Annotated in this window: 28 protein-coding genes; 20 read left to right on the top strand and 8 right to left on the bottom strand. The window is 38.5% G+C overall.

Annotation, left to right across the window (positions count from 1 at the left end):
- Window positions 1–67: 67 nt before the first annotated feature.
- The 3 genes from CKK03_RS14295 to CKK03_RS14285 are packed head-to-tail and all read left to right on the top strand — an operon-like array spanning window position 68 to window position 2,711.
- The gene (locus CKK03_RS14295) at window positions 68–871 is read left to right on the top strand and encodes an ABC transporter permease (protein ID WP_099363216.1); all 804 of its coding nucleotides are present in this window, start codon (window positions 68–70) and stop codon (window positions 869–871) included.
- A 3-nt stretch (window positions 872–874) separates the two neighbouring features.
- Complete coding sequence (locus tag CKK03_RS14290) at window positions 875–1,684, top strand: ABC transporter permease (protein WP_099363215.1); 810 nt, start codon at window positions 875–877, stop codon at window positions 1,682–1,684.
- A 19-nt stretch (window positions 1,685–1,703) separates the two neighbouring features.
- Window positions 1,704–2,711 (top strand): ABC transporter ATP-binding protein, encoded by a 1,008-nt coding sequence (locus CKK03_RS14285; protein ID WP_099363214.1) that lies wholly within the window; start codon window positions 1,704–1,706, stop codon window positions 2,709–2,711.
- A gap of 209 nt (window positions 2,712–2,920) precedes the next feature.
- Here CKK03_RS14285 and CKK03_RS14280 read toward each other — a convergent pair whose 3' ends face one another.
- Window positions 2,921–4,282, bottom strand: a complete 1,362-nt coding sequence (locus CKK03_RS14280; protein WP_099363213.1) for a YjiH family protein — start codon at window positions 4,280–4,282, stop codon at window positions 2,921–2,923.
- 404 nt (window positions 4,283–4,686) lie between these two features.
- Here CKK03_RS14280 and CKK03_RS23720 point away from each other — a divergent pair, with 404 nt between their 5' ends.
- From CKK03_RS23720 to CKK03_RS14250, 7 genes are all read left to right on the top strand, one after another.
- Window positions 4,687–4,839: a hypothetical protein gene (locus CKK03_RS23720; RefSeq protein ID WP_180271253.1), complete on the top strand. Its 153-nt coding sequence runs from the start codon at window positions 4,687–4,689 to the stop codon at window positions 4,837–4,839.
- Between the two features lie 211 nt (window positions 4,840–5,050).
- Window positions 5,051–6,313 carry an ammonium transporter gene (locus CKK03_RS14275; protein WP_099363212.1) on the top strand — a complete coding sequence of 421 codons (1,263 nt, stop codon included), beginning with the start codon at window positions 5,051–5,053 and terminating at the stop codon, window positions 6,311–6,313.
- A gap of 64 nt (window positions 6,314–6,377) precedes the next feature.
- A complete protein-coding gene (locus tag CKK03_RS14270; protein ID WP_099363211.1) occupies window positions 6,378–7,349 on the top strand; it encodes a DUF294 nucleotidyltransferase-like domain-containing protein in 972 nt (323 codons plus the stop codon).
- A 15-nt stretch (window positions 7,350–7,364) separates the two neighbouring features.
- The gene (locus CKK03_RS14265) at window positions 7,365–8,093 is read left to right on the top strand and encodes an exonuclease domain-containing protein (protein WP_099363210.1); all 729 of its coding nucleotides are present in this window, start codon (window positions 7,365–7,367) and stop codon (window positions 8,091–8,093) included.
- A gap of 140 nt (window positions 8,094–8,233) precedes the next feature.
- The gene (locus CKK03_RS14260) at window positions 8,234–9,199 is read left to right on the top strand and encodes a bile acid:sodium symporter family protein (protein ID WP_099353655.1); all 966 of its coding nucleotides are present in this window, start codon (window positions 8,234–8,236) and stop codon (window positions 9,197–9,199) included.
- A gap of 133 nt (window positions 9,200–9,332) precedes the next feature.
- Window positions 9,333–9,767 carry a GNAT family N-acetyltransferase gene (locus CKK03_RS14255; RefSeq protein WP_342744909.1) on the top strand — a complete coding sequence of 145 codons (435 nt, stop codon included), beginning with the start codon at window positions 9,333–9,335 and terminating at the stop codon, window positions 9,765–9,767.
- Window positions 9,768–9,808: 41 nt separating this feature from the next.
- Window positions 9,809–10,327, top strand: a complete 519-nt coding sequence (locus CKK03_RS14250) for an acyl-CoA thioesterase (RefSeq protein ID WP_099363208.1) — start codon at window positions 9,809–9,811, stop codon at window positions 10,325–10,327.
- Between the two features lie 45 nt (window positions 10,328–10,372).
- Here CKK03_RS14250 and mscL read toward each other — a convergent pair whose 3' ends face one another.
- Together mscL and CKK03_RS14240 are read right to left on the bottom strand one after the other, a co-directional pair.
- Window positions 10,373–10,750: a large conductance mechanosensitive channel protein MscL gene (mscL, locus tag CKK03_RS14245; RefSeq protein WP_099363207.1), complete on the bottom strand. Its 378-nt coding sequence runs from the start codon at window positions 10,748–10,750 to the stop codon at window positions 10,373–10,375.
- 74 nt (window positions 10,751–10,824) lie between these two features.
- Window positions 10,825–11,121 carry a hypothetical protein gene (locus CKK03_RS14240; RefSeq protein WP_099363206.1) on the bottom strand — a complete coding sequence of 99 codons (297 nt, stop codon included), beginning with the start codon at window positions 11,119–11,121 and terminating at the stop codon, window positions 10,825–10,827.
- Between the two features lie 173 nt (window positions 11,122–11,294).
- Here CKK03_RS14240 and CKK03_RS14235 point away from each other — a divergent pair, with 173 nt between their 5' ends.
- The gene (locus CKK03_RS14235; protein WP_099363205.1) at window positions 11,295–11,744 is read left to right on the top strand and encodes an SRPBCC family protein; all 450 of its coding nucleotides are present in this window, start codon (window positions 11,295–11,297) and stop codon (window positions 11,742–11,744) included.
- Between the two features lie 139 nt (window positions 11,745–11,883).
- Here the strand turns inward: CKK03_RS14235 and fdhD are convergent, their stop codons facing one another.
- A complete protein-coding gene (fdhD, locus tag CKK03_RS14230) occupies window positions 11,884–12,693 on the bottom strand; it encodes a formate dehydrogenase accessory sulfurtransferase FdhD (protein ID WP_099363204.1) in 810 nt (269 codons plus the stop codon).
- Between the two features lie 185 nt (window positions 12,694–12,878).
- Here fdhD and CKK03_RS24150 point away from each other — a divergent pair, with 185 nt between their 5' ends.
- The 5 genes from CKK03_RS24150 (at window position 12,879) to CKK03_RS14210 (ending at window position 18,023) form a co-directional block, all read left to right on the top strand.
- Window positions 12,879–13,010 (top strand): hypothetical protein, encoded by a 132-nt coding sequence (locus CKK03_RS24150; protein WP_281254505.1) that lies wholly within the window; start codon window positions 12,879–12,881, stop codon window positions 13,008–13,010.
- 76 nt (window positions 13,011–13,086) lie between these two features.
- Window positions 13,087–14,352, top strand: a complete 1,266-nt coding sequence (locus CKK03_RS14225) for an L-lactate MFS transporter (RefSeq protein ID WP_099363203.1) — start codon at window positions 13,087–13,089, stop codon at window positions 14,350–14,352.
- Between the two features lie 61 nt (window positions 14,353–14,413).
- Window positions 14,414–14,776, top strand: coding sequence for a Na-translocating system protein MpsC family protein (locus tag CKK03_RS14220; protein ID WP_099363202.1), 363 nt, complete (start codon window positions 14,414–14,416; stop codon window positions 14,774–14,776).
- 366 nt (window positions 14,777–15,142) lie between these two features.
- A complete protein-coding gene (locus CKK03_RS14215) occupies window positions 15,143–17,506 on the top strand; it encodes an FdhF/YdeP family oxidoreductase (protein WP_099363201.1) in 2,364 nt (787 codons plus the stop codon).
- Between the two features lie 94 nt (window positions 17,507–17,600).
- Window positions 17,601–18,023 carry a hypothetical protein gene (locus CKK03_RS14210; protein ID WP_099363282.1) on the top strand — a complete coding sequence of 141 codons (423 nt, stop codon included), beginning with the start codon at window positions 17,601–17,603 and terminating at the stop codon, window positions 18,021–18,023.
- Window positions 18,024–18,751: 728 nt separating this feature from the next.
- Here the strand turns inward: CKK03_RS14210 and CKK03_RS14205 are convergent.
- Window positions 18,752–19,804: a YeiH family protein gene (locus tag CKK03_RS14205; protein WP_180271252.1), complete on the bottom strand. Its 1,053-nt coding sequence runs from the start codon at window positions 19,802–19,804 to the stop codon at window positions 18,752–18,754.
- Between the two features lie 331 nt (window positions 19,805–20,135).
- On the opposite strand from CKK03_RS14205, the gene recQ reads away from it, so the two are divergent.
- The gene (gene recQ / locus CKK03_RS14200) at window positions 20,136–21,923 is read left to right on the top strand and encodes a DNA helicase RecQ (protein WP_099363199.1); all 1,788 of its coding nucleotides are present in this window, start codon (window positions 20,136–20,138) and stop codon (window positions 21,921–21,923) included.
- 91 nt (window positions 21,924–22,014) lie between these two features.
- Window positions 22,015–22,515: a spore coat protein gene (locus CKK03_RS14195; protein WP_099363198.1), complete on the top strand. Its 501-nt coding sequence runs from the start codon at window positions 22,015–22,017 to the stop codon at window positions 22,513–22,515.
- Window positions 22,516–22,568: 53 nt separating this feature from the next.
- Here the strand turns inward: CKK03_RS14195 and CKK03_RS14190 are convergent, their stop codons facing one another.
- Window positions 22,569–22,799, bottom strand: a complete 231-nt coding sequence (locus tag CKK03_RS14190; protein WP_099363197.1) for a group-specific protein — start codon at window positions 22,797–22,799, stop codon at window positions 22,569–22,571.
- Window positions 22,800–23,468: 669 nt separating this feature from the next.
- On the opposite strand from CKK03_RS14190, the gene CKK03_RS14185 reads away from it, so the two are divergent.
- Window positions 23,469–23,969, top strand: coding sequence for a hypothetical protein (locus CKK03_RS14185; protein WP_099363196.1), 501 nt, complete (start codon window positions 23,469–23,471; stop codon window positions 23,967–23,969).
- A 108-nt stretch (window positions 23,970–24,077) separates the two neighbouring features.
- On the opposite strand, the gene CKK03_RS14180 is transcribed toward CKK03_RS14185, so the two are convergent.
- Together CKK03_RS14180 and CKK03_RS14175 are read right to left on the bottom strand one after the other, a co-directional pair.
- Window positions 24,078–24,638 (bottom strand): thioredoxin family protein, encoded by a 561-nt coding sequence (locus CKK03_RS14180; protein ID WP_099363195.1) that lies wholly within the window; start codon window positions 24,636–24,638, stop codon window positions 24,078–24,080.
- Window positions 24,639–24,713: 75 nt separating this feature from the next.
- A complete protein-coding gene (locus tag CKK03_RS14175) occupies window positions 24,714–24,992 on the bottom strand; it encodes a hypothetical protein (RefSeq protein WP_099363194.1) in 279 nt (92 codons plus the stop codon).
- A 337-nt stretch (window positions 24,993–25,329) separates the two neighbouring features.
- Between CKK03_RS14175 and CKK03_RS14170 the strand changes: the two genes are divergently transcribed.
- Complete coding sequence (locus tag CKK03_RS14170; protein WP_099363193.1) at window positions 25,330–25,737, top strand: VWA-like domain-containing protein; 408 nt, start codon at window positions 25,330–25,332, stop codon at window positions 25,735–25,737.
- The last annotated feature ends 57 nt before the right edge of the window (window positions 25,738–25,794 follow it).

Below are 25,794 nucleotides of genomic sequence, written 5' to 3'. Positions count from 1 at the left end.
TAAAAGTAAGGGAGTTTGTCATACCTTACTTTTAACTTGTGTTTCATAGTTTACTAGAGGTGAATGAATGGATACGGTAAAAATGTATACGGCTTTTACAAAGAAAGCCTTTATGAGATCAGCTGCCTATCGTTTTGACGTGTGGACAAGGCTGTTTTCAAATATCATCTTTTTGTTAATGTGGATGTCAATTTGGTATGCACTTTATGCTGGCAAAGAAGAGGCGAGTGGAATCTCCTTAACGGCAATGCTTACATATGTTGTTGTCAGTCAGTTTTTAACGGCAGTCAATGGTGCTGGAACACCGTTGTGGGAACTGCAAGAAAAGGTTCGTACAGGAGACATTGCACTCGAACTTATGAGGCCATTTGATGTACCACTACGTTATTTATTTGCTGACTTTGGTAGTGTAGCTTTTTATATGCTGACTGCGCTTGTCCCTTTATATGTTCTCTTGTTTTTCTTTGTTGATTTAAGCCTGCCGACATCATGGATGACGTGGATTTTATTTATTATTTCCGGGTTTTTAGGATTTTTAATTCGATACTGTATTGAGCTGACATTTGGATTATTTACATTTTGGCTTATTGAAACAGGAGGAATAGAGGATATCTTCTATTTTTCTGTATCCCTTTTATCGGGTTCAGTTATTCCGTTGTGGTTTTTCCCGGGTTGGTTGCAAACGTTTGCAACGTATTTACCATTCCAAGGGATTTATTTTATTCCAAATGCGATTTTTATCGAAGAAATTTCTGGCAAAGATGTGTTTATTTCAATTGGGATTCAGTTGTTTTGGGTAGCTGTGTCCTATGCAATCCTCCGTTTTGTTTGGCGAAAAGCATCAAACAAAGTGATTGTGCAGGGAGGGTAAAGGATGACAAAGATTATTGAATATGTTCGTTTGTATTTCCGACTAGTCGGAGCGGGAGTACGTGCCCAAATGCAGTATCGTTTTGCGTTCATCATGCGCATTGTCGGTATGGTCGCGGCCTACACGGGGACGGCGGTAACAATGTGGATCATGCTCTATCAATTTAAAGAACTAGGAAAATGGAATTTTTATGAGCTGTTATTTCTATTTGCGTTAGCTGTTCTATCATGGGGATTCTGTATTATCCTCTTTTTCCATTTTAGAAGTTTGGATACGTATATTGTGAATGGAACCTTTGACCGATTTCTCGTTCGTCCAATCAATCCATTTTTTCATTTTATGGCGATGAAATTTGATATTGGTGCTGCAGGTCAATTTATTTTTAGTATTCTTGTATTTATATGGGTCAGTAATGCCCTTGATATTCATTGGCAATTTGGAAAAGTCCTCTTTTTACTTGGGGCAATTATCGGTGGGATCTTGGTTCAAGGTGGACTGCTTGTTTTCATTTCAGCCATTGCCTTCTGGACGACGAAGTCAGAGCGCTTTTACTGGGTTGTGATGTACCCAGCTCGAAATTTAACAAACTATCCACTTGCTATCTATCCTAAGATTGTTCAATGGGTAACAGCATTTGTTGTTCCTTTTGGGTTTGTAAATTACTTCCCAGCAGCGGTTATATTAGATAAGGATACACCTAATTTTCCTTCCTATATCGGCTATTTTACACCGCTTGTGGGTATCGTGTTTTTTGTCATTGCATATTATGTTTGGATGCTCGGCTTAAGTCGATATAAGAGTGCGGGGTCGTGATTAAAGGGGGGATTGTGTCTTGGCCATAATTGAAGTAGAACATTTAAACAAAGAATTTAAAATTGCAAAAAGAGAAACGGGTTTTGTGGGGGCATTAAAAAGTGTCGTAAACCGCCAGTTTGTCACGAAAGAAGCGGTAAAAGATATTTCCTTTTCCATCGAGAAAGGGGAAATGGTTGGATATATTGGACCAAATGGAGCGGGGAAATCAACTACGATCAAAATGCTTACAGGTATTCTTGTTCCATCAAACGGCTCCATTATTGTAAACGGGATTGTACCGTATGAAAATCGTAAGGAAAATGCGAAAAACATTGGTGTCGTGTTTGGTCAACGGACACAGCTATGGTGGGACCTCCCGACAATTGAATCATTTGAATTATTAAAAGAAATATACCGGGTTCCAGATGAGCGTTATAAAGAGAACATGAATACCTTCTCGGATATTCTTGGCTTAGGCGAGTTTTTGAACACGCCAGTTCGACAGCTATCGTTAGGTCAACGTATGAGAGCGGATATCGCAGCATCCCTTTTACATGACCCTGAGATTTTATTTTTAGATGAACCAACGATTGGACTGGATGTTGTTGCGAAACAGAAAATGCGTGAATTTATACAGGAAATTAATAAACTTCGCGATGTGACGGTGATTTTAACGACACATGATATGGAGGATATTGAAAAGCTTTGTAAACGAATGATATTAATTGACCATGGCCAAAAGGTCTATGACGGTGATATCGCAGCAGTTAAGTCGCGCTTTGGAAAAATGCGGACGTTGATCGTTGATGTTGAGGAAAATGGCGTGGATTTACACGTTTCAAACGGGGAACTCATAAAAGAGGAAGGGAACCGTAAGTGGATTCGTTTCAACCGTGATGACTTTTCCGCTTCGGACGTGATTTCACAAATTACGCAAACTCATAATATTACTGATTTAACAGTGGAAGAGCCGGAAATTGAGTCAATCATCAGCCGAATTTATCAAGAAGGATTCACGAAGGAAGAAGTTCCTGTGAAAGTCTAGTATTTTGACGTATTTCAGCCCTGCGAAGGATAGCTTCGTGGGGCTTGTTTTGCTTTATGGCCGTTAATTTTGTGTTATGGCTGTTAATCAGATATTATAGCCGATAAACAGAACTTATAGCTGTTATTTACTAATTATGGCTAATAATTCTACTTTATGGCTTTTGCACAAAAAAGCCCCGAATCAGCTTCGAGGCTTAAATTATTATCTTAAAAAAACAAATACGCCATTCCAACAATAATTGGTAAGGTAATAAACGTACGTAGTAAGAAAATCAATACTAAGTCCAAGAAAGAAACAGGTAATTTTGAACCAAGTAACAATCCACCAACCTCTGACATGTAGATTAACTGAGTGATGGATACTCCTGCAATTACAAATCGTGTTAGATCATTTGGAATGTCTGCGCCAATAATGGCCGGTAAGAACATATCTGCAAATCCAATGACCATAGTTTGGGCTGCGGCAGCCGCTTCTGGCACTTGAAGAAGTGAGAGAATCGGTACAAATGGAGCCCCTAAATAGGTGAAGAATGGAGTGAACTCCGCTATAATAAGTGCGATTGTTCCGATTGCCATTACGACTGGAACGACACCCAGCCACATATCTAACACGTTCTGAACTCCGCCTTTTAACACTTTCGAAAAGTCTCCACTTTTTCTCGCTTGAATAACTGCTTGCTCCATGCCCCACTGAAAACGACTTACATTCGCCGGAATGTTTTCGTCCGCCTTTTGAGTAGTGCCTTCATAATACGTATCCGACTTCCTTGATAATGGCGGGATCCTTGGCATAATGATTGCCGCAACCAAGCCTGCAAGTAAGATTGTGAAATAAAAAGGTACAAACATATGCTCTAAACGCATTTGGGCTAAAATAACGACTGTAAACGTGATGGAAACAACAGAGAATGTTGTTCCGATGATAGCTGCTTCCCTTTTTGTATAATAGCCTTCTTCGTATTGTTTATTGGTAAGAAGGACCCCAACGGTTCCATCACCTAACCATGAAGCGATAGCGTCAACAGATGAACGTCCGGGTAATCTGAAAAGAGGACGCATCACCTTTGTTAACAATGCTCCAAATAGCTCTAATAAGCCAAAATCAAGTAGCAATGGTAAAAAGAGTCCTGCAAATAAAAATACCGAAAATAATACAGGAATCAGATCAAATAGCAACGTTCCACCAGTTGAATCTGACCAAATTGCGGATGGACCAACCTTGTATAACGTCATAATAGCGAAAATCGTTCCAAGAATTCGTGCAATTACCCATACTGGAGATACATAAAAGAGTCCAGATAAAAAGGGAGATTTTGTAATGAATGAAGGTTTAAAGAAAACGGTCAACATAGAAATAATCCCGGTAATTGTAATCAATGCCGTCATAATATAAGGAATTGAACCGCCTAATAACTCTTGAACAATGCCCGCCAAAATCGCAACCGGGATCGTGAAAGAATCTTTGTATTGGAACGGTACAATAAATAACATAATACCGATTAAAGATGGGATTAGAAATCTTAAATATTCAGTTATTGCTGGTTTTTCGTGTTGTTTCTGGATTGCCATGTTGTTTCACCTCAAATACTATTCAGAAAAAGTCACAATGATTACTTTATAACAATTTGCATAAAAATGCGAGGGATTTTTAAATAAAAATGCTTCCAAACGTATAAAAATACTATTCTGAAAAAGCGGTTAACTTTATTCAGTAGTAGTACCTTAACTTTTTATGTGGTTAATGAATGAAATTTGAGCAGCTCATTTAGTAAAGAATTCAAACAATGGCTGAATAAAGTTAAGCCTCCGGCGTATGCCACAGATTTTCAAAGGAAGTCTTTCGAGCAAGCTCGAAAAAATCTGGGCGCAAATACGCCTTAGCGTATTTGATTTTAATTACCAGCATATTTTTTAGCCTTCCCAACTCAAACTAAAACATATATGGGGATACTAAAAGAAAGGGGTGGATATTGATGAAGAAACGCCAAAAGAAGGACAATGCAACCATTGCAGTTGGAATGGACACAGAAAATGATTTACAAGAGGAAGCAACAATGGAAGAGATAGAAAAGGGCGATTACACACAGGTTACGACCTTGTCTTATGACGAAAATGATCCTAGCTAAAGAAGTCGTTAAGAAGCATATCACTATGGTGATTATGCTTCTTTTTTCGCTTGATGTTATACTTTCTAACACGATTAATCTAAAAATTTTAAAAAATAGTTGATTTCAATCTATATTTTAGATTAATATTAATAATCATATACATGATGTTATATTTTCTAACATTATATGTAATGTAAAATAACAGTTTGCTTAAAGGGGGAAGTTGAAAATGGACGTTTCTTATTTAATGAACAGTCTATGGGTAATGGTTGGAGCAATTTTAGTTATTTTTATGTTAGGTGGATTCATACTTCTTGAAGCAGGTTCAACCCGAATGAAAAATGCAGGGCATATCGCAGGTAAAACAATTTTTACATTCGGACTTTCGTCATTAGTGTTTTGGGCAGTTGGATTTGGATTTATCTTCGGTGGCAACGCAAACTTTTTTATAGGTTTATCGGAATTCTTTTATTCTGGAAAAGAACTCGATTTAGGTCTTAATTCATCTGTTTTCTTTTTATTTCAATTAGCATTTGCAGGAATAGCGATTACAATTGCAACAGGTGGTTTTGCAGAAAGAGCGAAATTATCAGTGTACCTTGTATTTACCATCCTTTTCGCAGCGATTGTTTATCCAGTGGTTGCTCACTGGATTTGGGGTGGCGGCTGGTTAGCGGAGCATGGTAAGCAAGACTTCGCGGGTTCGACGGTTGTTCATTTAACAGGTGCAATGGCAGCTTTTGCAGCCACGATTTTATTGAAGCCGCGTATTGGAAAATACAATAAGGATGGTTCATCGAATACTCTGTTTGGACATAACCAAGTGTATACAGCGTTAGGGGTATTAATACTTTGGATCGGTTGGTTTGGATTTAATGCAGGTAGCACGGTATCTGTAGATGCTGGATTCTTTGGATTCGTTGCATTAAATACAAATCTGGCAGCGGGAGCTGGGGTGGTAGCGGCATTATTCATTTCATGGATTGTATTAGGTAAATCAGATATTCCGACCATGTTAAATGGTGCATTAGCAGGGCTAGTTGCAATTACAGCATCTTGCGCATTTGTAGATACATGGGCAGCTGTGGTAATTGGTTTTGTAGCCGGAATTCTTGTCTTCTATAGTGCGCGATTCTTTGAAAAGAGAATGATCGATGACCCGATTTTCGCTTTATCAGTTCACGGAGCAGCAGGTATTTGGGGTACATTATCGACTGGATTTTTTGCAACACCAGAGCTTGCAACGGTTGGGCAGGCAGGATTGTTTTATGGTGGTGGATTCACGCAATTAGGCGTACAGTTCTTAGGAGTTGCTACATCAGGTCTCTATGCATTTGTTGTTTCCTTTATCATTCTTGCGGTTCTGAAAAAGGTTATGGGTGGTTTACGCGTAACAGAAGAAGAAGAAATTATGGGGTTAGACATTAGCGAACATGGCAGCTATGGATATCCTGAAGTTTTCTTAGCTAAAGAAGATAAGTTAAGTTCGTAATAGAAACAGCAAGCCCTCTAGCGATAGAGGTGCTTGCAATCATTATGTTTTAGGGGGTGAATGGATGAGCAAGAACAAGCAAACATATGAATCAATTAAAAATTTAAGGGAGAAGTTGATTTTCCAATATCAGATTGATGAAAATTCCTTAAACCATTTTCATGATAAGGTAATGAAATATATTTTTCATTTGGCGCTTGAGCAGCAGGTGCAAAAAATAAAAACTCCTCCCTGTGAATTTGTATGGTTTATTACTGGTAGTGGAGGTAGATTTGAGCAAGGGTATGTAAGCGACCAAGATCATGGGATTATTTACGCTGAACATACAAAAGAAGCTTCTCATTTTTTTAGTGAATTAGGAAAAGAGCTTTCTTATGGTTTATACAAAATTGGATATCCATATTGTGAGGGTAAAATTATGCCATCCAATCCTCTATGGTGTAACTCGGTAGAGGGGTGGCAACATCAGATTTCATTATGGATGGAAAGGGAAAGTTGGGAGGCCATACGTTATTTACAGATTTTTTATGATTCACGAGTTCTTGTAGGAAGTAATCAATTATTACGTGAGATAAAGTTCCATATGCTTGCCAATCAGGAGGTAAACACGAACCTGTTAACAAGGCATATGGAAAACATTATGTTTGTCAAAAAAGCGATGGGTCCACTTGGTCAACTTGTCGGAGAAGAAAAAGGAGAATACGTAGGATCTGTCGATTTAAAGCAGACTGCTTTTCTACCTTATGTAAACGCGATTCGAGTGCTTGCGATAAAGGAAGGCTTGTTAGAAACATCCACGATTGATCGTATTGAAGCTTTACTAAAGAGAGGATATCCCCCTGATTTTAAGGATTATCTTGAACATTTCAAGCTTTTACTCGCACTAAGGAATAATCTCTACAATCATTCTCAGTCTTACGAAGCAAGTCATTATATACCCCTTAAAAGTTTAGATAAAAGACGAAAAAAAGAACTCCGCGAAATTTTGAAGAGTGGTTACAAACTACATCAGTATGTTCGTTCAATTATCGTCTAGAGGAGTGGTTGAAGTATGGCATTTGAACCATTTGTTCAATTTGTACGTGGGCTTCATGGAAAAGTAAATACAAGTGGAATGGGTGGGAATCAAGGCCTTAGCTTTCAGCAGGTTGCCTTTCTACGTCAAATTCATAGAGATCTTCAACAAGAAGATAAGTTGACAGTACCGTTAGATGAGCTATCTGTTGTCGTTTTTGATATCGAAACAACAGGCTTCTACCCAGACCAAGGGGATGAAATTATTTCACTTGGTGCAATTAAAGTGGAGGGAGGAGCAATTCGCGAAAATGAACTATTTTATTCGCTTGTATCCTCTAAAAATGAGGTCCCTGAGAAGATTCAAGAATTAACGGGAATAACATCTGAAACGTTAAAAAATGCCCCACCACTTTCGGAGGTTCTCATTCAATTTTTTGAATTTGCAAAAGGGAATCCTCTCGTAGCACATCATGCGAATCATGAGAAGACTTTCATGCATACAGCAAGTTGGAAGCAATTTCGCACCCCATTTAAACATCGGATTATTGATACCTCCTTTTTATACAGGTTAGTAGAACCGGATTTACGATTAACTAGATTAGAAGACTTATGCGAATATCACCAAATCGCGGTAACGAATCGACATCATGCGTTAGGAGATGCTGTTTTAACAGCCAAGCTTTGGTCACTTTATCTACAAAAAATCCAAGAGTTAGGATTCCGTACATTAAGGGATGTTTATGTTCGGCTAGCAAAACTGTAAGGAAGCACTCATTTAAGGTGTTTCTTTTTTTGTGTTAATTTTACCCAAATTTGTGTTGGACAACTACTGTCGTGCTAAAATTGTAGTATACTAAAATAACGGTCTTAAAGAAATGATACTCAGTCCTTAGGAGAATGATAATGTTACAGAAACTCAATAAAAAACTAGAAAAACTTATGCCACTCATTACACCTACAAGTGTAGTACTTGGTGTTTTATTAACTGCATATTTAGCTCCGCTTTCATATTTAGTCCCTTGGATTTTTGCATTTATCACTTTTTCAGGAGCGTTAAGTTCAAGTTTTAGTTCTTTAAAGAGAGCTCTCACTCATCCATTTCCCATCTTGATTGCACTTATTACTCTACATTTAATCATGCCAGCTTGGGCTTGGGTTGTCGGGCATTTAACCTTTCCTGGTGACAGTTTTACGATCACCGGAATGATTTTAGCAGTTGTGATACCGACGGGGATATCGAGCTTTATCTGGGTGGCAATGAAGCATGGTAATATTGCATTGACGCTTTCAATTATCTTAATTGATACATTAATTTCTCCGTTTGTTGTGCCGTATAGTTTAACTTTGTTTGTCGGCAGTAATGTTGAAATGGATATTCTTAGCATCATGCAAGGGCTCCTTTTTATGGTTGTGCTGCCCTCTATCCTTGGTATGCTTGTCAATCATTTTACAAAAGGCAAATGTACAAAAACACTTAGTCCGACTTTGGCTCCTTTTTCAAAGATTGGTCTCGGTGTCGTGGTGATGATCAATAGTGCAACGATAGCACCTTATTTGAAAAATGTGGATTTGAAACTAATCATGACGGGCGCAGTTGTATTTTTTATTGCATTTTGTGGTTATATGATTTCATGGGGAATCGGTCGCCTGCTAAAGCTAGAATCGGATGTCATCATTGCCCTTATTTTTACAGGGGGGATGCGGAATATTAGCGCAGGTGCCGTCATTGCGATTGCCTTCTTCCCAGCCGAGGTTGCGGTTCCTGTCGTTGTAGGAATGCTTTTCCAGCAAATACTAGCTTCGATCTATGCATTCTTCATTGATCGCGTATATTCATTTGAACGTGTTGAACAAAAGTTCACCGCATAACAAACGTTAGTCATTTGGCTAACGTTTTTTCTTTAAAAAAAGATTGAAATATTTAGCCCGAACGCATACGATTATATGTTGGGAGGCCATAAAACCTTCTTATACTAATGTATCGGGGGATACTCACTTGACAGTGACCTTACAAAAAATCACACGTGATAATTGGGAAGAATGTATTGATTTAAGAGTAAGTAAGGACCAGCAAGGTTTTATCGCATCAAATCTTTATTCACTAGCAGAAGTACAGTACTTGCCAAACTTTGAGGCGCTTGCTATTTATGCAGATGACAAAATGGTGGGTTTTACAATGTACGGTTTAGATGAGGATGATCATAATTATTGGATTTACCGTATTATGATTGATGAAAAATACCAGGGGAATGGTTACGGCACTAACGCTCTTTTACAGGTAATTGAAAATATTAAAGGTAAACCAGATGCCAAAGAAATCATCATCGGGTATAACCCAGATAATATTGAAGCAGAAAGAACGTATTTACGAGCAGGCTTTCAACAGAATGGGGTAGCACCTTGGGGAGAAAAACTCGTTAGTTTGAAATTGATCTAATACGTGAAGAATATAAAAAAATAACGAAGGAGGGCATACATATGGAAGAGGCAAAGTACTGCAAAGAATCCTTTGTTGTGAAGACAAGTAATGTTTTCCCGCCTGATACAAATTACCATGGAACCATGTTCGGTGGTAAACTGATGGCTTATATTGATGATGTGGCTTCTATTTCAGCTGTGCGTCATTCACGTTCACCGGTTGTAACAGCATCAACAGATTCTGTGGATTTTCTTCATCCGATTAATGAAGGAAGCTCTGTTTGTTTAGAGGCTTTTGTCACCTACACGGGGCGATCGTCTATGGAGGTCTTTGTAAAGGTGATTGCAGAGGACTTGTATACGGGAGAACGTCATATTTGCGCATTGTCGTTTTTAACCTTTGTTGCCTTAGATGAGAATGGGAAACCAAAACCCGTTCCAAAGGTCATTCCGAAGTCTGAAGAAGAAAAGATGCTTCATGAATCAGCAAAAGACCGTGCAGAAAATCGGAAAAGACGCAAAAAAGAAAACGAAAAAATGGCGTCTAAATTTAGCATTGCATTACCTTGGGAAGTATAAAAAAAGGTTGTCCATAGTCAACACGACTCGGACAACCTTTTTCAATTAGCTGCGTTGTTCTTTTAGTAAATCACGAATTTCAGTAAGTAATAGCTCCTCTTTTGATGGAGTTGGATCAGCAGGCTTTTCTTCTTCTTTTTTCTTAAACCGTTGGAAAAAGCGAATAAAGAGAAAAATAGAAAAGGAAATAATTAAAAAGTCCACGACTGTTTGTAGAAAAGCACCGTACATGATTTTTTCACCATTAAAGGGGATAGAAGCTTTAGATATATCGACCCCACCTAGTAAGAAACCAACTAAAGGCATAATAATATCATTCACGAGTGATGTTACGATTTTTCCAAATGCCCCACCAATGATAACCCCGACCGCAAGATCAATCACATTGCCTTTGAGGGCAAAGTTTTTAAATTCATTAATCATGAGTAAATTCTCCTTTCAAATCATATCTTATTTTACGCAAATCAATTGGAAAGAAAAATAGTACAAAAGACTTATCACTTGAATCTGTCTAATTGGTGTAACATGTTTTCATTTTTTAAGATCTCGATTTGTCGTTCTCCTAATAAATCAAAGTGGGGGAATCCAGTATGGTTATGGATATACTTTGAAGGAATGCCATATTGTTTGCCCCAATTTTTAAGTTTTTCAAGGTCAGCACAGCCGACTTTTGTCACGGTCGTCATCCCAGGAAAACGGTCGTCAATCCAATAATGTGTCAAAAACGCAATTTCTCCTTGTGAAACCTTCCTTTTCCACTCGAGAAGCTCCTTGCGTCTAATTCCAAAAGCCATAAAAAGTCTCTCCTCTATACAAACATCTATCCTTATTTTAACCATTATATCAAAAAGCATTTTTAATAATAGACTATGACAGTTGTCTTACGATTTATCATTTTAGTTCTATAACAAAATTTTACTAATAAAATTGTAACATCATCTTAGAAAAAATCGTAAGGAGTGGGATCTTGAAAAAAGCTAACAAATTTATCGTACATGCAGACCGAGAAAGTGTCTATTCTGTTTTTATGGACCCAATGAAATTAGGCCCCTGTTTTCCCGGCTGTAAAAAAGTTAAGCAATTAAGTCCAACAAAATATGAAACATTGGTAGAGGTCAAGGTACAGTTTGTCCCAATCAAAATTCAGGGAGTAGGGGAGTTAAAAGAGTCAATCGAAAATGAAAAGATTGTCGTCGAAATGAAAGGAAAACCCGTTTCACTTGCGGGTTCCTTTACAAATACCCTTACTGCAAACTTAAAAACAATCGAACCGAATCAAACGCTCGTTGAATATGAAATGGATTTTGAAATGACCGGTAAATTAGCTTCAATTGGAGAGCTTTTAATGAAAGGGTCGAGCAATAAACAGTCTGAGGAGTTCATGAAAAATGTACAAGAGCTATTTCAACACACGTAAATAAGTGGGTATGGCCAATAAATGAAAAATTTGGCTGATAATTTGAATTTATGGCTGATACCGAAAAAATATAGCCAATAGGAAAAATTTATCAAAAAAAGAGATTAGTAGAGGGAAGCCTACTAATCTCTTTTTCTTTTTAACTCGTAGTTTCAAACGAATCCTGCACAATTCGTTCTGGATGTGAATAGACATTTAGCTTTCCGCCGCGGATAAAACCAACGGCAGTTATATTTAGTTCTTCAGCCATTTTAATAGCCAAGTCGGTTGGTGCTGACTTTGATAAAACAATCCCAACTCCAATTTTCGCGGCCTTTAATAATACCTCAGAAGAAATTCTACCACTAAACACAATCACTTTATCACGAACAGGTATTTTATGATTTAAGCAATATCCATAGATTTTATCAAGAGCATTATGTCTGCCAATATCGGTTCGATTCACAATCATTTCGTTTGGCGTGCAAAGCGCTGCATTGTGCACACCGCCTGTATCTTTAAAGACAACACTGTTTTCCTGCATTTCGTTCATTAAGGTAATGCATTCTTCAGGTGTGAGGGTAATGGTTGATGTTGATGTTTTGGCTGTTTTTGAGTCATTGACAAAATAGAATTGTCTTCCTTTTCCGCAACAGGAACCGATAAACCGCTTTGAATAATATTCCTGGCTTGTTGTTACTTCTTTAGTCGTATCAACATACGCATAGCCTTGGCCTTCATCGATATGGAGACTTTTAATTTCGTCTCTAAAACGGATGACTCCTTCTGAAGCTAAAAAGCCAATTACCAGTTCATCAAGCTCTGAAGGGGTACAAACCATCGTTGCAAATTCCTGCTGGTTCAAGATAATAGTCAAAGGAAATTCAGTCACAATTTGATCTTCCTCGTCAAAAAGCTGACCATCTTCAAATTTGATAATCCCTTTTCTAACAGTAATGGAATCCATCATCGATACACCTCACTTTCCTTTTAAGATTGAATAACGCATCTAGTTATTAAATATATAATCATACTTTTATTGGAAGGACAACAATAAAAAATTTTCACTACTCGAAATAGTTAATTAAAAGCTATTGTTTTATTTTGCTAGCTTTGGTAATATTTTATTATATAGTTCACAATATTGACACACTTTTGTCACAGGATAGCGAACCTGTCTCTGCTGCAAAAGGTGCGGTATTGGAAGCGATTACTGTTAATTTTGTAGTAGCGATCCTGCTAGGGAAATTAACCGTCATCATCCTTTTTATGCTTATTCAAGCATAAGGCTGCTGGCGGTTTTTTTGTTTTTTATAACTACTGCAAAATCTAACCTATTATTTCAAAACAAAGGAGAGAAGAAATGGAAAAGACAAAAAATCGTTGGCTGATTGCAGCCTCGGCCGTTGGAATTCACTTATCAATCGGTTCAGTTTACGCCTGGAGTGTATTTACAAAACCACTACAATCAGAATTCGGATGGGATTTAACCGATATCAGCATGACCTTTAGTATCGCGATTCTTTTCTTAGGATTATCAGCAGCTTTCCTAGGGCATTTCGTTGAAAAATATGGACCTCGCGCATCTGGCATTCTAGCTGCAATATTCTTTGGCGTCGGTATCACGGGATCTGGTCTTGCGATTAACCTAGAATCATTGCCATTATTGTATTTATTCTATGGTGCGTTGGGTGGAATTGGTCTGGGCGTTGGATACATTGCTCCAGTATCAACACTTGTAAAATGGTTCCCCGACAGACGTGGCATGGCAACGGGCCTTGCGATTATGGGGTTTGGATTTGCGTCATTAATCAGTAGTCCCATTATGCAAAAACTCATTGTATCAGTAGGAATTGCTAATACGTTTTATATTCTTGGAATCTCTTATTTTATCATTATGATCTTGGCGTCACTTTACCTTGCACCACCGAAGGAAGGCTGGTTACCGGCTGGCTTTAAAGAGAAGGTTTCGAGTGGAGCGAAGAAGGTAAAACAGGATTTATCACAATTAACGGCAAACCAAGCGGTAAAGACAAAACGTTTTTATTATTTATGGCTCATGCTCTTTATCAATGTTACGTGCGGTATAGCGATCATCTCTGCTGCATCTCCACTTGCACAGGAAAGCGTAGGTTTAACTCCAGTTGCAGCTGCGGCGTTAGTAGGAGTTTTAGGTGCTTTTAACGGGCTTGGTCGTATTGGTTGGGCGTCTGTGTCTGATTACTTAGGGAGGCCTAATACATATACAGTATTTTTCGTTATCCAAGTAATTGCGTTTCCGTTACTACCACATGTGTCGAACCCAGTGTTATTTCAGGTATTACTCGCACTTATTTATACATGTTATGGTGGTGGGTTTGCCGCAATCCCGGCTTACATTGGGGACTTGTTTGGAACAAAACAGCTTGGTGCAATTCACGGCTACATTTTAACGGCTTGGGCAGCCGCAGGTCTTGCTGGTCCAATGTTCGCATCTTGGATACGGGACACAACTGGAAGCTATACACAAAGCTTAACAGTATTTACTGCGCTATTTGCGGTAGCACTTGCGGTTTCACTTCTAATTCGTTTGGATATTAACAAATTGAAAAAGAATCAATCTACGAATAACGCTGAGCTTGCTGGTTGACATTCTTTGTAATCTTGATTAACTTAAGGTTAATGAGTAACGAGTAAGAGGTAGACAAAAAATGAATAGATACGAAGCCGAGTTTAGCAATCTAGTAAGGTCCTTTCGCAAAAAGCACATGGGGAAAGGACCTAGTAAAATCACCACAACCTTTTGTAAATATTGGGCCATTTGTGAGATGGAAGGAAACCTATCTCCAGTAGAAAAATTTATTGCCGGTGCGGATGAAGGAAAACAAATGCTTCGTGCGGCAAGAACCGAAATGGTAAAAGAAATGTACCGAAAAAATAGACCCATTGAAATGGAAGAGTTTTTAGGTGCAAACCTAGTAGATTTATTTGTTGATATTGATATTGATCGAGATTTCGGAATGTCAGTCTTTGTATTTGATCAAGATCTAGAAAAAAAGTTTACAACTAAATAACAATAATATGTGTTCAAAAGGAGGTTGAAAAGGACCGAGAATTTCAAGGCGGCGCAGCTTTGAGTACCGGAGCGTATGCAGTTAATACGTGAGGAACGGAGAAGCAAGCCAACGCAGAAATTCGATGCGTCATTTTCGGCCGAATTTTTGAACAACCTTATGTGTTGGCACTTGGTAGCGACCCTGCTAAAGACTAACCACCGTTTCATTTCTCTATGTTCGTAGAGAATCATGTTTCGGTGGTTTTTTCTATAATTTTAGAGTTTTAGAAGGATTAAGCAGTTTAATGCCGAAAGCTTAGTTAATATAAGTTGACTTTGACCATAGACATAGTAATAACGAAATGTGTAGAAGGAGGAGTAAAGCGTGGGAGAAACAAAGCATCAGGGACCTATAAAATCAACTAAAATGCCACAACCAAAGCATTGGGTCAGTCCAATCCCATTTGGTTTAGGAAAAGTGAAACCGAAACACATACGAGATACAATGAAAGTTGCTTGGGAAAATAAGGACAATCTAGGGTATGCGACACGTATTTTAACACAAGGTGTTTGTGACGGATGTGCACTTGGTGTTTCTGGTCTATATGATCAAACATTGACAGGTCCACATATGTGCACGACACGTTTAAATGTACTGCGCTTAAGTACAATGCCAGCGATTCAATCGGATATTCTTCATGCAGATATCGATGAACTTCGTAAGCTTAATAGCACTGAACTAAGAAAGCTCGGAAGAATTCCATATCCGATGATCCGTCGTAAAGGAGAAAGAAAGTTTTCCAGAATCTCCTGGGATGAAGCGATGGATATGATTGCAAACAAAATGAAAAAGTTAAACCCGAAGCAGTATGCTTTTTATCTGACTTCTCGAGGGATTACCAATGAATCTTATTATGTGGCGGCTAAGGTATCTCGTTTCTTAGGAACGAACCATATTGATAACGCTTCCCGTATTTGTCATTCGCCAAGTAAAACAGCGATGAAGCGTTCGATCGGTGTTGGGGCATCAACTTCCAACTATCAGGACTGGATGGGTACAGACGTATTGGTATTCTGGGGAAGTGTTGCATCAAACAGTTCACCTGTTTCAACGAAATACATGCTTGAAGCTAAAAAGCGTGGTACAAAAATTATTGTAATTAACCCACACAGGGAACCTGCAATGGATAAATACTGGATCCCATCTAATATGGAATCTGCCCTATTCGGAACAAAACTCACAGATGATTTTTACCAAGTTAGCATTGGTGGAGACATTGCCTTCATGTTTGGAATTATGAAGCATTGGTTTGAAATGGAAGAAAAACATCAAAGTTCTGCGATTAATCATAAGTTCGTGAATCAACATGTAAATGGGTATGAAGAATTGAAAGCGCATGCCCAAGCGCAAAGTTGGGATGAAATTGAAAAGTCATCCGGTGTATCAAAAGAGAGAATCGGAGAACTTGCAGAACTTTTAGCCAAGAGTAAAAATGCCGTGTACACATGGGCAATGGGCTTAACGATGCATTCATTTGCAACAGATAATATTTCACAGGTGGCAAATCTTGCCTTGCTTCGAGGCCACTTAGGTCGCAAGTATAATGGACTAATGCCATTTCGTGGGCACTCTTCTGTACAAGGTTCTGGTGAAATGGGAGCCGATCCATTTGTACTGCCAGGTGGCGAATTTGATGAAAAAAATAGGAAGCGCCTTGAAGAGATTTGGGGCTTTGAGATACAAAAATGGCAAGGGGATATTGTGGGTGTTACTCTCGAAAATATCGTACTCCCAGAGGATCATGAGCGAAAGGTAAAACTTTATTATATGTCTGGAGGCAATTTCCTTGAAACGATGCCAGACCCTACGTTTGTTGAAAAAGCATTGTCTGAACTAGATATCCGTGTGCATCAAGATATTATTTTAAACACTTCAACACTCGTGGATGCAAAAGAAGCCGTTATTGTTTTACCGGCAAAAACAAGATATGAACAAGAGGGTGGAGGAACTTCAACATCAACTGAGCGTATGGTTTATTTTTCACCTGAAATTGAAGGCAATAAAAACGAAATTGCTGAAGCACGCGCTGAGTGGAAGATCTATGTTGACCTTGCCAAGCGAGTTAAACCTGAAAACGCACATTTAATTGATTTTAAAAGCGGACAGGAAATTCGTGATGAAATTGCCATTGCCAATCCGAACTACAACGGCATACAACACCTCAAGAAAAAAGGGGATGTGTTCCAATGGGGAGGAGCATGGCTTTGTGAAGGTGGAGTGTGTCCGACTCCGGATGGCAAGGGAAGTCTAATCTCTGTTGATATCCCTGATTTCGGTAAAAAGGAAGAACAATTCGTACTCACGACTCGCCGTGGAAAGCAATTTAATTCGATGATTTATAAAGAGGTTGATCCATTCAATGGGGCTGGCCGTTATGATGTACTAATAAATCCAATGGACGCGAAGGAGCTTCGTGTTGCAGACGGTGAAGCAATCGTTGTTCACAATGGGTTTGGAGTATTCCAAGGAAAAGCCAAATTTGCTGATATCGCCAGAAAAAATCTAGGCGTTCACTTCCCAGAAGGTAACTTTTTATTACCAAGAGGACGCTATGAAAAATTTGCTGGTATTCCTGATTACAATATTGCGGTGTATGTGGAAAAAGCAGAGCGCTTCAATGCTCGAAAAGATACACAATATCAAGAAAAAGAAATTGCGGATGATTTAAATATTGATCCTCCAGCATAAAACTAATGTCCCCAAGCGAAAATTGGGGGCATTTTCATGTGCAAAAGCGGGAATGGCTAACAATATACTCTGATTGGATGAAGGGATGTTACCGTTGATTTCGTTTCGTGGAGATGCACATAAAATTTATCTTAGGCTAAAAAAGAATATAGATCATGATTCCACTTTCCAACATGTTAAAGATATGGAGGAAGTGCGAGGTATCAAGTCTTTTTATGGAAAAATTGATTCACACACGTTACAAATCATTTATTACCGCATGTTAAAAGAGCAAAATGGTTCTGGCATCATTCCTATATTAATTACGGCAATCCCGTGGTTTTTGTTTCTTTTTGCAAGCCAATTGCAAAAGTTCCTGTTTGGGAAGGGTTATTTGTATTTGATTCTTTTCAGTATCATTTACTTTGCCTTGCTTTTCTTTAGTGTGATTCTTCATTTTCGTGAAAAAGCATGGGCAACATTTCACATCCAAATGATTTGTGACATCTTAGAGGAACGAAAAGAAGTTGGGGAATGAATTTGTGGTATCACACTAGGCTTGTTACTAACTACAGAAAAAGATATTTTGAACAAGTATTGGTGAAGCGCTTTAACAAGAATGTAATAGTTGAGGTTTCGGACAGTAATCGCCGGGAATTATAAAGTTGGGTCAGAATCAGCTGTGAATTCTGACAGTCATCTTCGGAAATTATCAAGTAGAGTCTGAATCAACGAGGGATTCTGACAGCCATTGCCGGAAATTATCAAGTAGAGTCTGAATCAGCAATGGATTCTGACAGCCAACCCCGGAAATAATCAAGAAGAGTCCGAATCAGGTATGGATTCTGACAGCCATCGTCGGAATTTCTTATGAAGAGTCCGAATCAGCTGTGGATTCTGACAGCCGTCGTCGGAATTTCTTATGAAGAGTCCGAATCAGGTATGGATTCTGACAGCCATCGTCGGAAATTATCAAATAGAGTCCGAATGAGTCATGGATTCTGACATCCATCGCCGGAATTTCTTATGAAGAGTCCCAATCAGCCACGAATTATGACAACCAACCTTGGAACTAATTGGTCTTAGTCTGAGTTACCCACATTCCTAACCCGCGAACGTACTACAAATCTAGTAAAGAGAACCTTGGTTTCTTCGACAAGAACATAAAAAAGCATGTCAACCTAATTAAAGGTGACACGCAATTATTTTTTATCCAGAATATCACTAACTTCCATACTCTCTTGAGGGAAACCCTCAATATCTTTTTTAATAAAGAAGTTGGATAATAGTTAGTGTTAACAGCCCCATCATGACAGATGAGAGTAACCCTAAGAATAATGGACGTAGGCCCACTGATTTGATCTTTTTGAAATCAGTACCGAGCCCCACACTTGCCATGACCATAAGGATTAGAAATTTAGCAACCCCATCTGTTACACTCGTAATCGATGTTGGAAGCGAGAAGATCGTATTGACCGCCACCGCTCCAGCGAAAAATAAGATAAAAATCGGAAATACCTTGCTTATTTTGACTTTGCTGCCTGCGGCTCCCTTTGATTTCATAGAAACAATGATAGATAGAATGAGAGTAACTGGCACGAGCATAAGTGTTCGAATCAACTTAATAATGACAGAAGTATCGCCAGCAGCACTACTATAGCTATATCCAGCAGCTACTACGGATGAAGTATCATGTATTGCGACACCTGCCCAAATTCCGAAAATATGGTCTGGCATGGAAATAAGTTGTCCTATTAGTGGGTAGAACAACACCGCCAAAACGTTGAAAGCAAAGATGGTATTAATCGCATATGCGGTTTCTTCCTCTTTTGCACGAACAATGGGGCTTGAGGTCACAATGGCTGTAGCTCCACATATCGCCGTTCCTAGAGAAACAAGAATGGGAATATTTCCACTCAACCTAAAGAGCTTGGCCAATAAAAATGTAAAAAGAATTCCCGCTAAAACCGCTACTACAACTAATAAAATGGCTTCATATCCTAGTTGAAAGATACTCGCATAACTAAGACCAAAACCAAGTAGAACAATGGCTGTCTTAAGCAACGTTTTCAACGTGTAGGAAATTCCTTCTGAGAAAACAGTCGGAATACCCAAAAAGTTTCGGACCATGATTCCGATGATGATGGCAATTACAGCCCCACCGATCAACGGAAAATCCTTACCTAGTGAGTTCGCCAAAACGCCTATAATAAAAACGAGAGCAACACCAGGAAGTTTATTTCGAAGTGAATGTGTATGCTCTAATAAAAAAGATTTTTTTTCGTAAGATTGTGATACTTGTAGATTTGCATTACTCACGTGTTTCATCCCTCAATATATTTAATAAGTTTTATCTTACCATATCGTGGACACCCTTCACACCTTTAAGTTCTTCCTTTATAATTATCTTATCTATTGATCAAAGACAAAGAATGCCACGTCCTGTGGCAACGTCTTCGCAAACTCAAAACGTTTGGGACTAAAAAAGAGGAAGTGAATACTCACTTCCTAACACGAACAGATAAAGAATAAGGAGCTAACACCACACTGTATAGTATGCACAAAGTCATGCGGACATGTGGGGTAGTACACTACGTCAAACGCACATTTTTGCCAAAATCAATAAAAAAATTTTAAAAAGGTGTTTTTTATGATTGAACAAGCGAAACAGGTATTACAGTCGTATTTTGGATATTCTTCCTTCAGACCTGGGCAGGAATCCATTATTGAGAACATTTTAGAAGGAAACGATACACTCGCGATTATGCCAACTGGGGGCGGGAAGTCTTTATGCTATCAAATTCCAGCCTTGATTTTTGAAGGAATAACAATCGTTATTTCTCCTTTGATTTCCTTGATGAAGGACCAGGTAGACACTTTGCTCGGAGTTGGAATTGCGGCTACTTATATCAATAGTAGTATTTCCTTGCAGGAAATTCAGGAAAGACTGCAGGATGCAAGGCTTGGCCGATATAAAATCATTTATATTGCTCCTGAACGACTCGAATCCTCTCAATTTCGATCCCTATTATCTTCTATCCCCATTTCAATGATTGCCGTTGATGAAGCACACTGTATTTCACAGTGGGGACATGATTTCAGGCCTAGCTATCGAAACATCCAATATATGATTGCGGAATTACCGGAAAAGCCCGTTGTTGCTGCTTTGACTGCAACCGCAACGGTTGAAGTAAAGGATGATATTTGCAGCCAATTGCAAATTACCCCATCTGCTGTTTTTATTACCGGGTTTGCTAGAGAAAATCTAACATTTAATATCCTAAAAGGTGAGAACAAGCGAGATTTTGTCAAAAGCTTTTTAAAAGAAAATAAGAACCAATCTGGAATTGTGTATGCTGCAACGCGCCGGGAAGTCAATGAACTTCATGCGTCTTTAGAAAAAGAGGGACATTTAGTAGGAAAATATCATGCTGGACTTTCTGATGAGGAGCGAAAAAGGGCTCAAGAGGATTTCTTATTTGATACGGTCAATGTCATGATTGCGACAAATGCGTTTGGGATGGGGATCGACAAAAGCAACGTAAGATTTGTCATCCACTATAACCTCCCGAAAAATATAGAAGCGTATTATCAAGAAGCGGGACGAGCAGGGCGTGATGGTGAAAAAAGTGATTGTTACCTATTATTCGCTTCACAGGATATCCAGCTACAAAAGTTCTTGATTGAGCAATCGACAATGGATGAAGGCAAAAAAGAGCAAGAATATCATAAGCTACAGCAAATGATTGATTATTGTCATACAGAAAAATGCCTACAAACCTATATTTTAGAATACTTCGGGGAGAACGAAAGTCCCGAATGTGGTCGTTGTTTTAACTGTACGGATGACCGTGAAAAAATAGATGTAACCACAGAAGCGCTAATGGTGTTTTCTTGTATCAAACGAATGAAAGAACGATTTGGAAAAACGCTGGTTTCCCAGGTGTTGAAAGGATCAAGAAACAAAAAAATCCTTGAATTAGGGTTTACATCCTTATCCACATATGGACTGCTCAAGCAATATTCCGAAAAACAAATTGTCGGATTAATTGACTATTTAGCTGCCGAAGGATATGTTAAACTGACAAACTCTCAGTACCCAGTGCTTATTCTTGATGCAAAAGCTCTGCCTGTTCTTAAAGGGGAAGTAAAAATTTATAAGAAGGAACAGGTGATGAAAAAACAGGTTGTTACTGATAATACACTATTTGAAATTCTTCGCGAGGTCAGAAAAGAAATCTCGACCAGGGATCAAGTGCCGCCGTATATTGTCTTTTCAGATAGTACATTACGTGAAATGAGCGAAGTGGCGCCGACGGAAGAAAAAGAGTTGCTTGAAATTAAAGGCGTTGCCCAGATGAAGCTTGAACGATATGGCGAGGATTTCCTTTCTGTGATTCGCAAGTACGTCGAGGAGAAAAGTGCGCTCACAAATTAATTGGTCTTAGCCCATTTTACCTAGGACAATTAACTATCACAGCACCTATTGAATAGTACTGTTAAGGACTATTTTGTAGGGAGAGAAAAGTATGACTTATAATAGCAACCCAAATGACGAAAGACAAAAAACACTTGCTTGGCATGAAACACTTGAACTTCATGAGCTAGTAGTATATCAGTCAATTGGACTTATAAAGCTTAAGGATGCGATTGGGAAAGTTCAAGACCGTGAATTAAAGCAACTTTATCAACAAACAATCAGGGACTTAGAAGCAAATCTAAACGAGTTACTACTGTTTTACAAAATGACACCGCGTGGAGAAGTAGATGAAAGACGCCTGGATCCTGCATTTTATTCAGGTGATTTATTAGCTTTCGCAAAAACAGCTGTGCGTAATTATGCAATTGCGATAACTGAAACAGCTACACCACAATTACGAAATGTTTTTTCAAAGCATCTTCAAAAAGCCATCCAATGTCATGCAAATGTATATAATTATATGCTTAAAAACGGCTATTACCCGTCCTACGATTTAGAAAAATTACTTAGGAATGATGTTACTTTAGCTAATAAGGCCCTTTCTATGTAAGGAGAGGCAAAGATAAAAAGGCACCTCATTTCGGTGCCTTTTAAATTTGAAAATTATAATTGAAACAGTTCCTCCATTGCAAGATTACGCTTTTGCTGTTCTTCTTTAGTTGCTAAATCATATTTCTTTAATAGGTGAAACAATGCATTTAATGTTAGCTGCGTGTGCTCTTGCTCTAAAAACAGAGCCGCCTTGTTATAGAGATTTTTGGGTAAAAAGCTTTCCTGGCTCTGGAGCTTTTTAACAACATCGGCTTTCGAATGATCGATATTACAAGTAGACATCAATTTCCCTCCATTTTCCTTTTCTATTTTAATTTTAGCACATTTTGTAAGTAGGTTAGGAGGATGGAAACTAATATGCAGTAAATGAGAAGCCTGTGGGAAGAATGTTTGTTGGAAAACTGTGTACCTTCATTTTGTTTGGGTGAAATTAGGAGTGAGTAACCTAGTTATCATCCTTATATTTGGATAAAATTAGGAAGGGGCGAACCGGAAAACCTAGTAAACATTCTTGCATTTGGATATATTTAGGAGGAATCGAACCAGCAAACGCAGTTATCATCCTTATATTTGGATAAAATTAGGAGAGAGTGAACCAGCAAACCTAGTAAACATCCTTGCACTTGGATAAAATTAGGAGAGAGCGAACCAGCAAACCTAGTAAACATCCTTGCATTTGGATGAAATTAGGAGAAAACGAACCAGCAAACCTAGTTATCATCCTTGCACTTGGATGAAATTAGGAGAGAGCGAACCAGAAAACCTAGTAAACAACCTTTTGATTGGATAAAATCAGGAAAAAGCGAACCAGCAAACCAGTCTATCATCCCTGTATATGTAAAAAAATGGGATAAAGCAGTCCTATACTACAAGTACACCTAGTGACATCCCACACAACCAGTTTCATAACCATCTGTTAAAATGGGAACAAGATAGAAGGGGAGGTAAGAGATGGCCTATTATATTTGGATTCTTTTAAATGCACTACTCGTGATCAGTACGTTTATATACATATGGATTTTTAGGTCGCATGAATCGCAAATCGTCACACTTGGGCAGGTTTTCGCTCAAATCGCAATCATTTTATTTATCGTAAATGTAAATATGTATTTTATCTTTCTCGTCATCCGCAGGACGAAGGTACGGAAACTCAAAATAACACTTGCGAAAATGTCACGACAAATGATGAAATCCCATATCAAGCTTGCGATCATCGGAACGATATTAATTGTGTTTCATGGGGGAATCATGCTCGTAAAGCTAGGGGAGTTAATCGGGTATACAAATCCAAAGATGATTAGTGGGATGTTAGCCATTCTATTACTAGCAATTACTCTTTTTGCAGGATACCTACGTCATAAAAAATCCTCCGGGTTTCGCCGGAAGTTCCACTACACATCGGCTTTTCTTTTTACTTTTCTCTTTTTGTTGCATTTATTTTTACCCATTTAAACACATAAAGAGACCGCCCGCAATTCCGGTCTGGTTAGTCCCGCAAACGTTGCGAAGTTGGAAGTGGTGGACGGTCTCAAATATAGTATATGTTTTAGTGTTCAATAATTATGCGTTTTTTAATGTAGCCATTATGCTATTTTTAATGTCTCTCCAAAGTACTTCATCTGTAGTGATCCGTTCTGTGAATGATTTAACAAATGCTTTGAATGCCGCCTCGTATTCAGGGGACTCTTTATCAGGTACATTTGCCTTCAATTCATCAGCAACCGCTTGTGCCTCTGGAGATCTTGGTCCCCATTTACCAACCTCTTCAAACTCTTTATTAACGAAAACGATGATTGGAATCGAACGGGCTTTTCCATTTGTAAGGTATTGATCCATCAACTCTAAATTCTCATCACGGATTAAATAGCGAGTTTCAAGTAAGGCCTCATCTGCAATTCTCATTAAAATAGGGAGATTGACCATTGCATCTCCACACCAATCAGCTGCTAAAATGATTGCTTTTAACTCTTTTTCCTGAAGCGCATGAAGTAATTCTTTGTCAGATTCGTCTAATTGAAACCCATTATATACTTTTAATAGGTTCTCCTTGTGAACTTGCATGCTGTTAATGTAATCGTATTGGTTCATGCCTTTTTCAAACCATGGTTTTAAGTTTGACATTATGTATTCCTCCTTCAATTTTTACTTGTTTGCATTTACTATAAATGAAAAAGGAAAATCTAACCACAAAGATGCTTATGAAAAATCTGTAACCGTTTCGTAGAATTCATAGGAATCCTGAGTAGGAAAACGTGGTATAACCGGTTCCCCTTCTATAAGTACATCTGTTACCACGTTATAGTCCCCATTGGATGATGGCATTTCTGTTTGTTCCCATCTCCAACATGCACCTGAAAAAGCAATTTGATTTCCAGCAAGGAGTCTAATCTCATGCAGTACACCATTTAATTCAACAAATCCATATCCGTTATTTGATTCAAGTTTTTGAACTAACTCTTGTTTCGTAATTTTCATTTTTCATTCCCCCAATTATTGATAGTTTTACCTTTGCGCACGCCGATAACCTATCCAAGTATTGTTATTTAAACCGTTCATATTTGGCCGAAAAACGAGACAAAATAGTGGAGCCAAGGAGAAAACTGAGAGCGACTCGCCCAGAGACGAGAAAATTGGCCGACTAAGGCACCACGTCCTGTGGTAAAGTCGGCACTAGCACTTCCTGTGCGTCGGAGACTCCGACTAAGAGGCGCCTTTTGCCTCTTCGGAGGAGTTGAAATTTCTCGAGTTTCTAGTCGCTTAAGGTAGACAGGTAATCATCCTTTGGTGATTATGCATGAGGAGTTGAGGATGCGTGAGATGGCAAAGGTCACTAATGGGTTTACTTAAGGACCGTAAAGGCAAAAAAATAGCAATAGCAGTTGATACATCAACCAATCAGGTCCGTTCAGTTTTGATAAACAATATCATAAAGTTTTTTGGTGAAATGATCCCAGAAACACAGCTAGTCCAAGCAGATTTTAAAATAAGAACCATCACAGCGATTCAAAACCCTACCATTAAATATTATACGCATGGCAAGTCCTCCTATACTGAGGTACTGGAATGGGCGGACGAAGAGAAAATTGATACGCTTTTTTATATAACCGATGTTACCGGTTATTTTTACGATGAGTTAGATGTAAAGTCTGAAGTGTTTTGGCTTGTACCAGATGATTATGTACCAAAAGTCCCGTTTGGCAAGGCTATAAAAGTTGCATAAAGATTGGATGAACGCGTCTAGAATCATGTGGTTCTAGGCGTATTAAATTTGAGGGGA

Origin of the sequence: Fredinandcohnia onubensis, from assembly GCF_002734215.1 — a bacterium.
Lineage (GTDB): Bacteria > Bacillota > Bacilli > Bacillales > Bacillaceae_L > Ferdinandcohnia > Ferdinandcohnia onubensis.
Note: the sequence above shows the minus strand (reverse complement) of the source record. Positions and strands in the feature narration are given on the sequence as shown.

Coding starts and splice junctions, on each gene's coding strand:
- CKK03_RS14195 (WP_099363198.1), top strand. CDS start 22,015: ATGACTTATAATAGCAACCCAAATGACGAAAGACAAAAAACACTTGCT.
- recQ (WP_099363199.1), top strand. CDS start 20,136: ATGATTGAACAAGCGAAACAGGTATTACAGTCGTATTTTGGATATTCT.
- CKK03_RS14185 (WP_099363196.1), top strand. CDS start 23,469: ATGGCCTATTATATTTGGATTCTTTTAAATGCACTACTCGTGATCAGT.
- CKK03_RS14270 (WP_099363211.1), top strand. CDS start 6,378: ATGAGCAAGAACAAGCAAACATATGAATCAATTAAAAATTTAAGGGAG.
- mscL (WP_099363207.1), bottom strand. CDS start 10,750: ATGATTAATGAATTTAAAAACTTTGCCCTCAAAGGCAATGTGATTGAT.
- CKK03_RS14175 (WP_099363194.1), bottom strand. CDS start 24,992: ATGAAAATTACGAAACAAGAGTTAGTTCAAAAACTTGAATCAAATAAC.
- CKK03_RS14240 (WP_099363206.1), bottom strand. CDS start 11,121: ATGGCTTTTGGAATTAGACGCAAGGAGCTTCTCGAGTGGAAAAGGAAG.
- CKK03_RS14250 (WP_099363208.1), top strand. CDS start 9,809: ATGGAAGAGGCAAAGTACTGCAAAGAATCCTTTGTTGTGAAGACAAGT.
- CKK03_RS14220 (WP_099363202.1), top strand. CDS start 14,414: ATGAATAGATACGAAGCCGAGTTTAGCAATCTAGTAAGGTCCTTTCGC.
- CKK03_RS14295 (WP_099363216.1), top strand. CDS start 68: ATGGATACGGTAAAAATGTATACGGCTTTTACAAAGAAAGCCTTTATG.
- CKK03_RS14275 (WP_099363212.1), top strand. CDS start 5,051: ATGGACGTTTCTTATTTAATGAACAGTCTATGGGTAATGGTTGGAGCA.
- CKK03_RS14225 (WP_099363203.1), top strand. CDS start 13,087: ATGGAAAAGACAAAAAATCGTTGGCTGATTGCAGCCTCGGCCGTTGGA.
- CKK03_RS14180 (WP_099363195.1), bottom strand. CDS start 24,638: ATGTCAAACTTAAAACCATGGTTTGAAAAAGGCATGAACCAATACGAT.
- CKK03_RS14190 (WP_099363197.1), bottom strand. CDS start 22,799: ATGTCTACTTGTAATATCGATCATTCGAAAGCCGATGTTGTTAAAAAG.
- CKK03_RS14280 (WP_099363213.1), bottom strand. CDS start 4,282: ATGGCAATCCAGAAACAACACGAAAAACCAGCAATAACTGAATATTTA.
- CKK03_RS14260 (WP_099353655.1), top strand. CDS start 8,234: ATGTTACAGAAACTCAATAAAAAACTAGAAAAACTTATGCCACTCATT.
- CKK03_RS14265 (WP_099363210.1), top strand. CDS start 7,365: ATGGCATTTGAACCATTTGTTCAATTTGTACGTGGGCTTCATGGAAAA.
- CKK03_RS23720 (WP_180271253.1), top strand. CDS start 4,687: ATGAAGAAACGCCAAAAGAAGGACAATGCAACCATTGCAGTTGGAATG.
- CKK03_RS14290 (WP_099363215.1), top strand. CDS start 875: ATGACAAAGATTATTGAATATGTTCGTTTGTATTTCCGACTAGTCGGA.
- fdhD (WP_099363204.1), bottom strand. CDS start 12,693: ATGATGGATTCCATTACTGTTAGAAAAGGGATTATCAAATTTGAAGAT.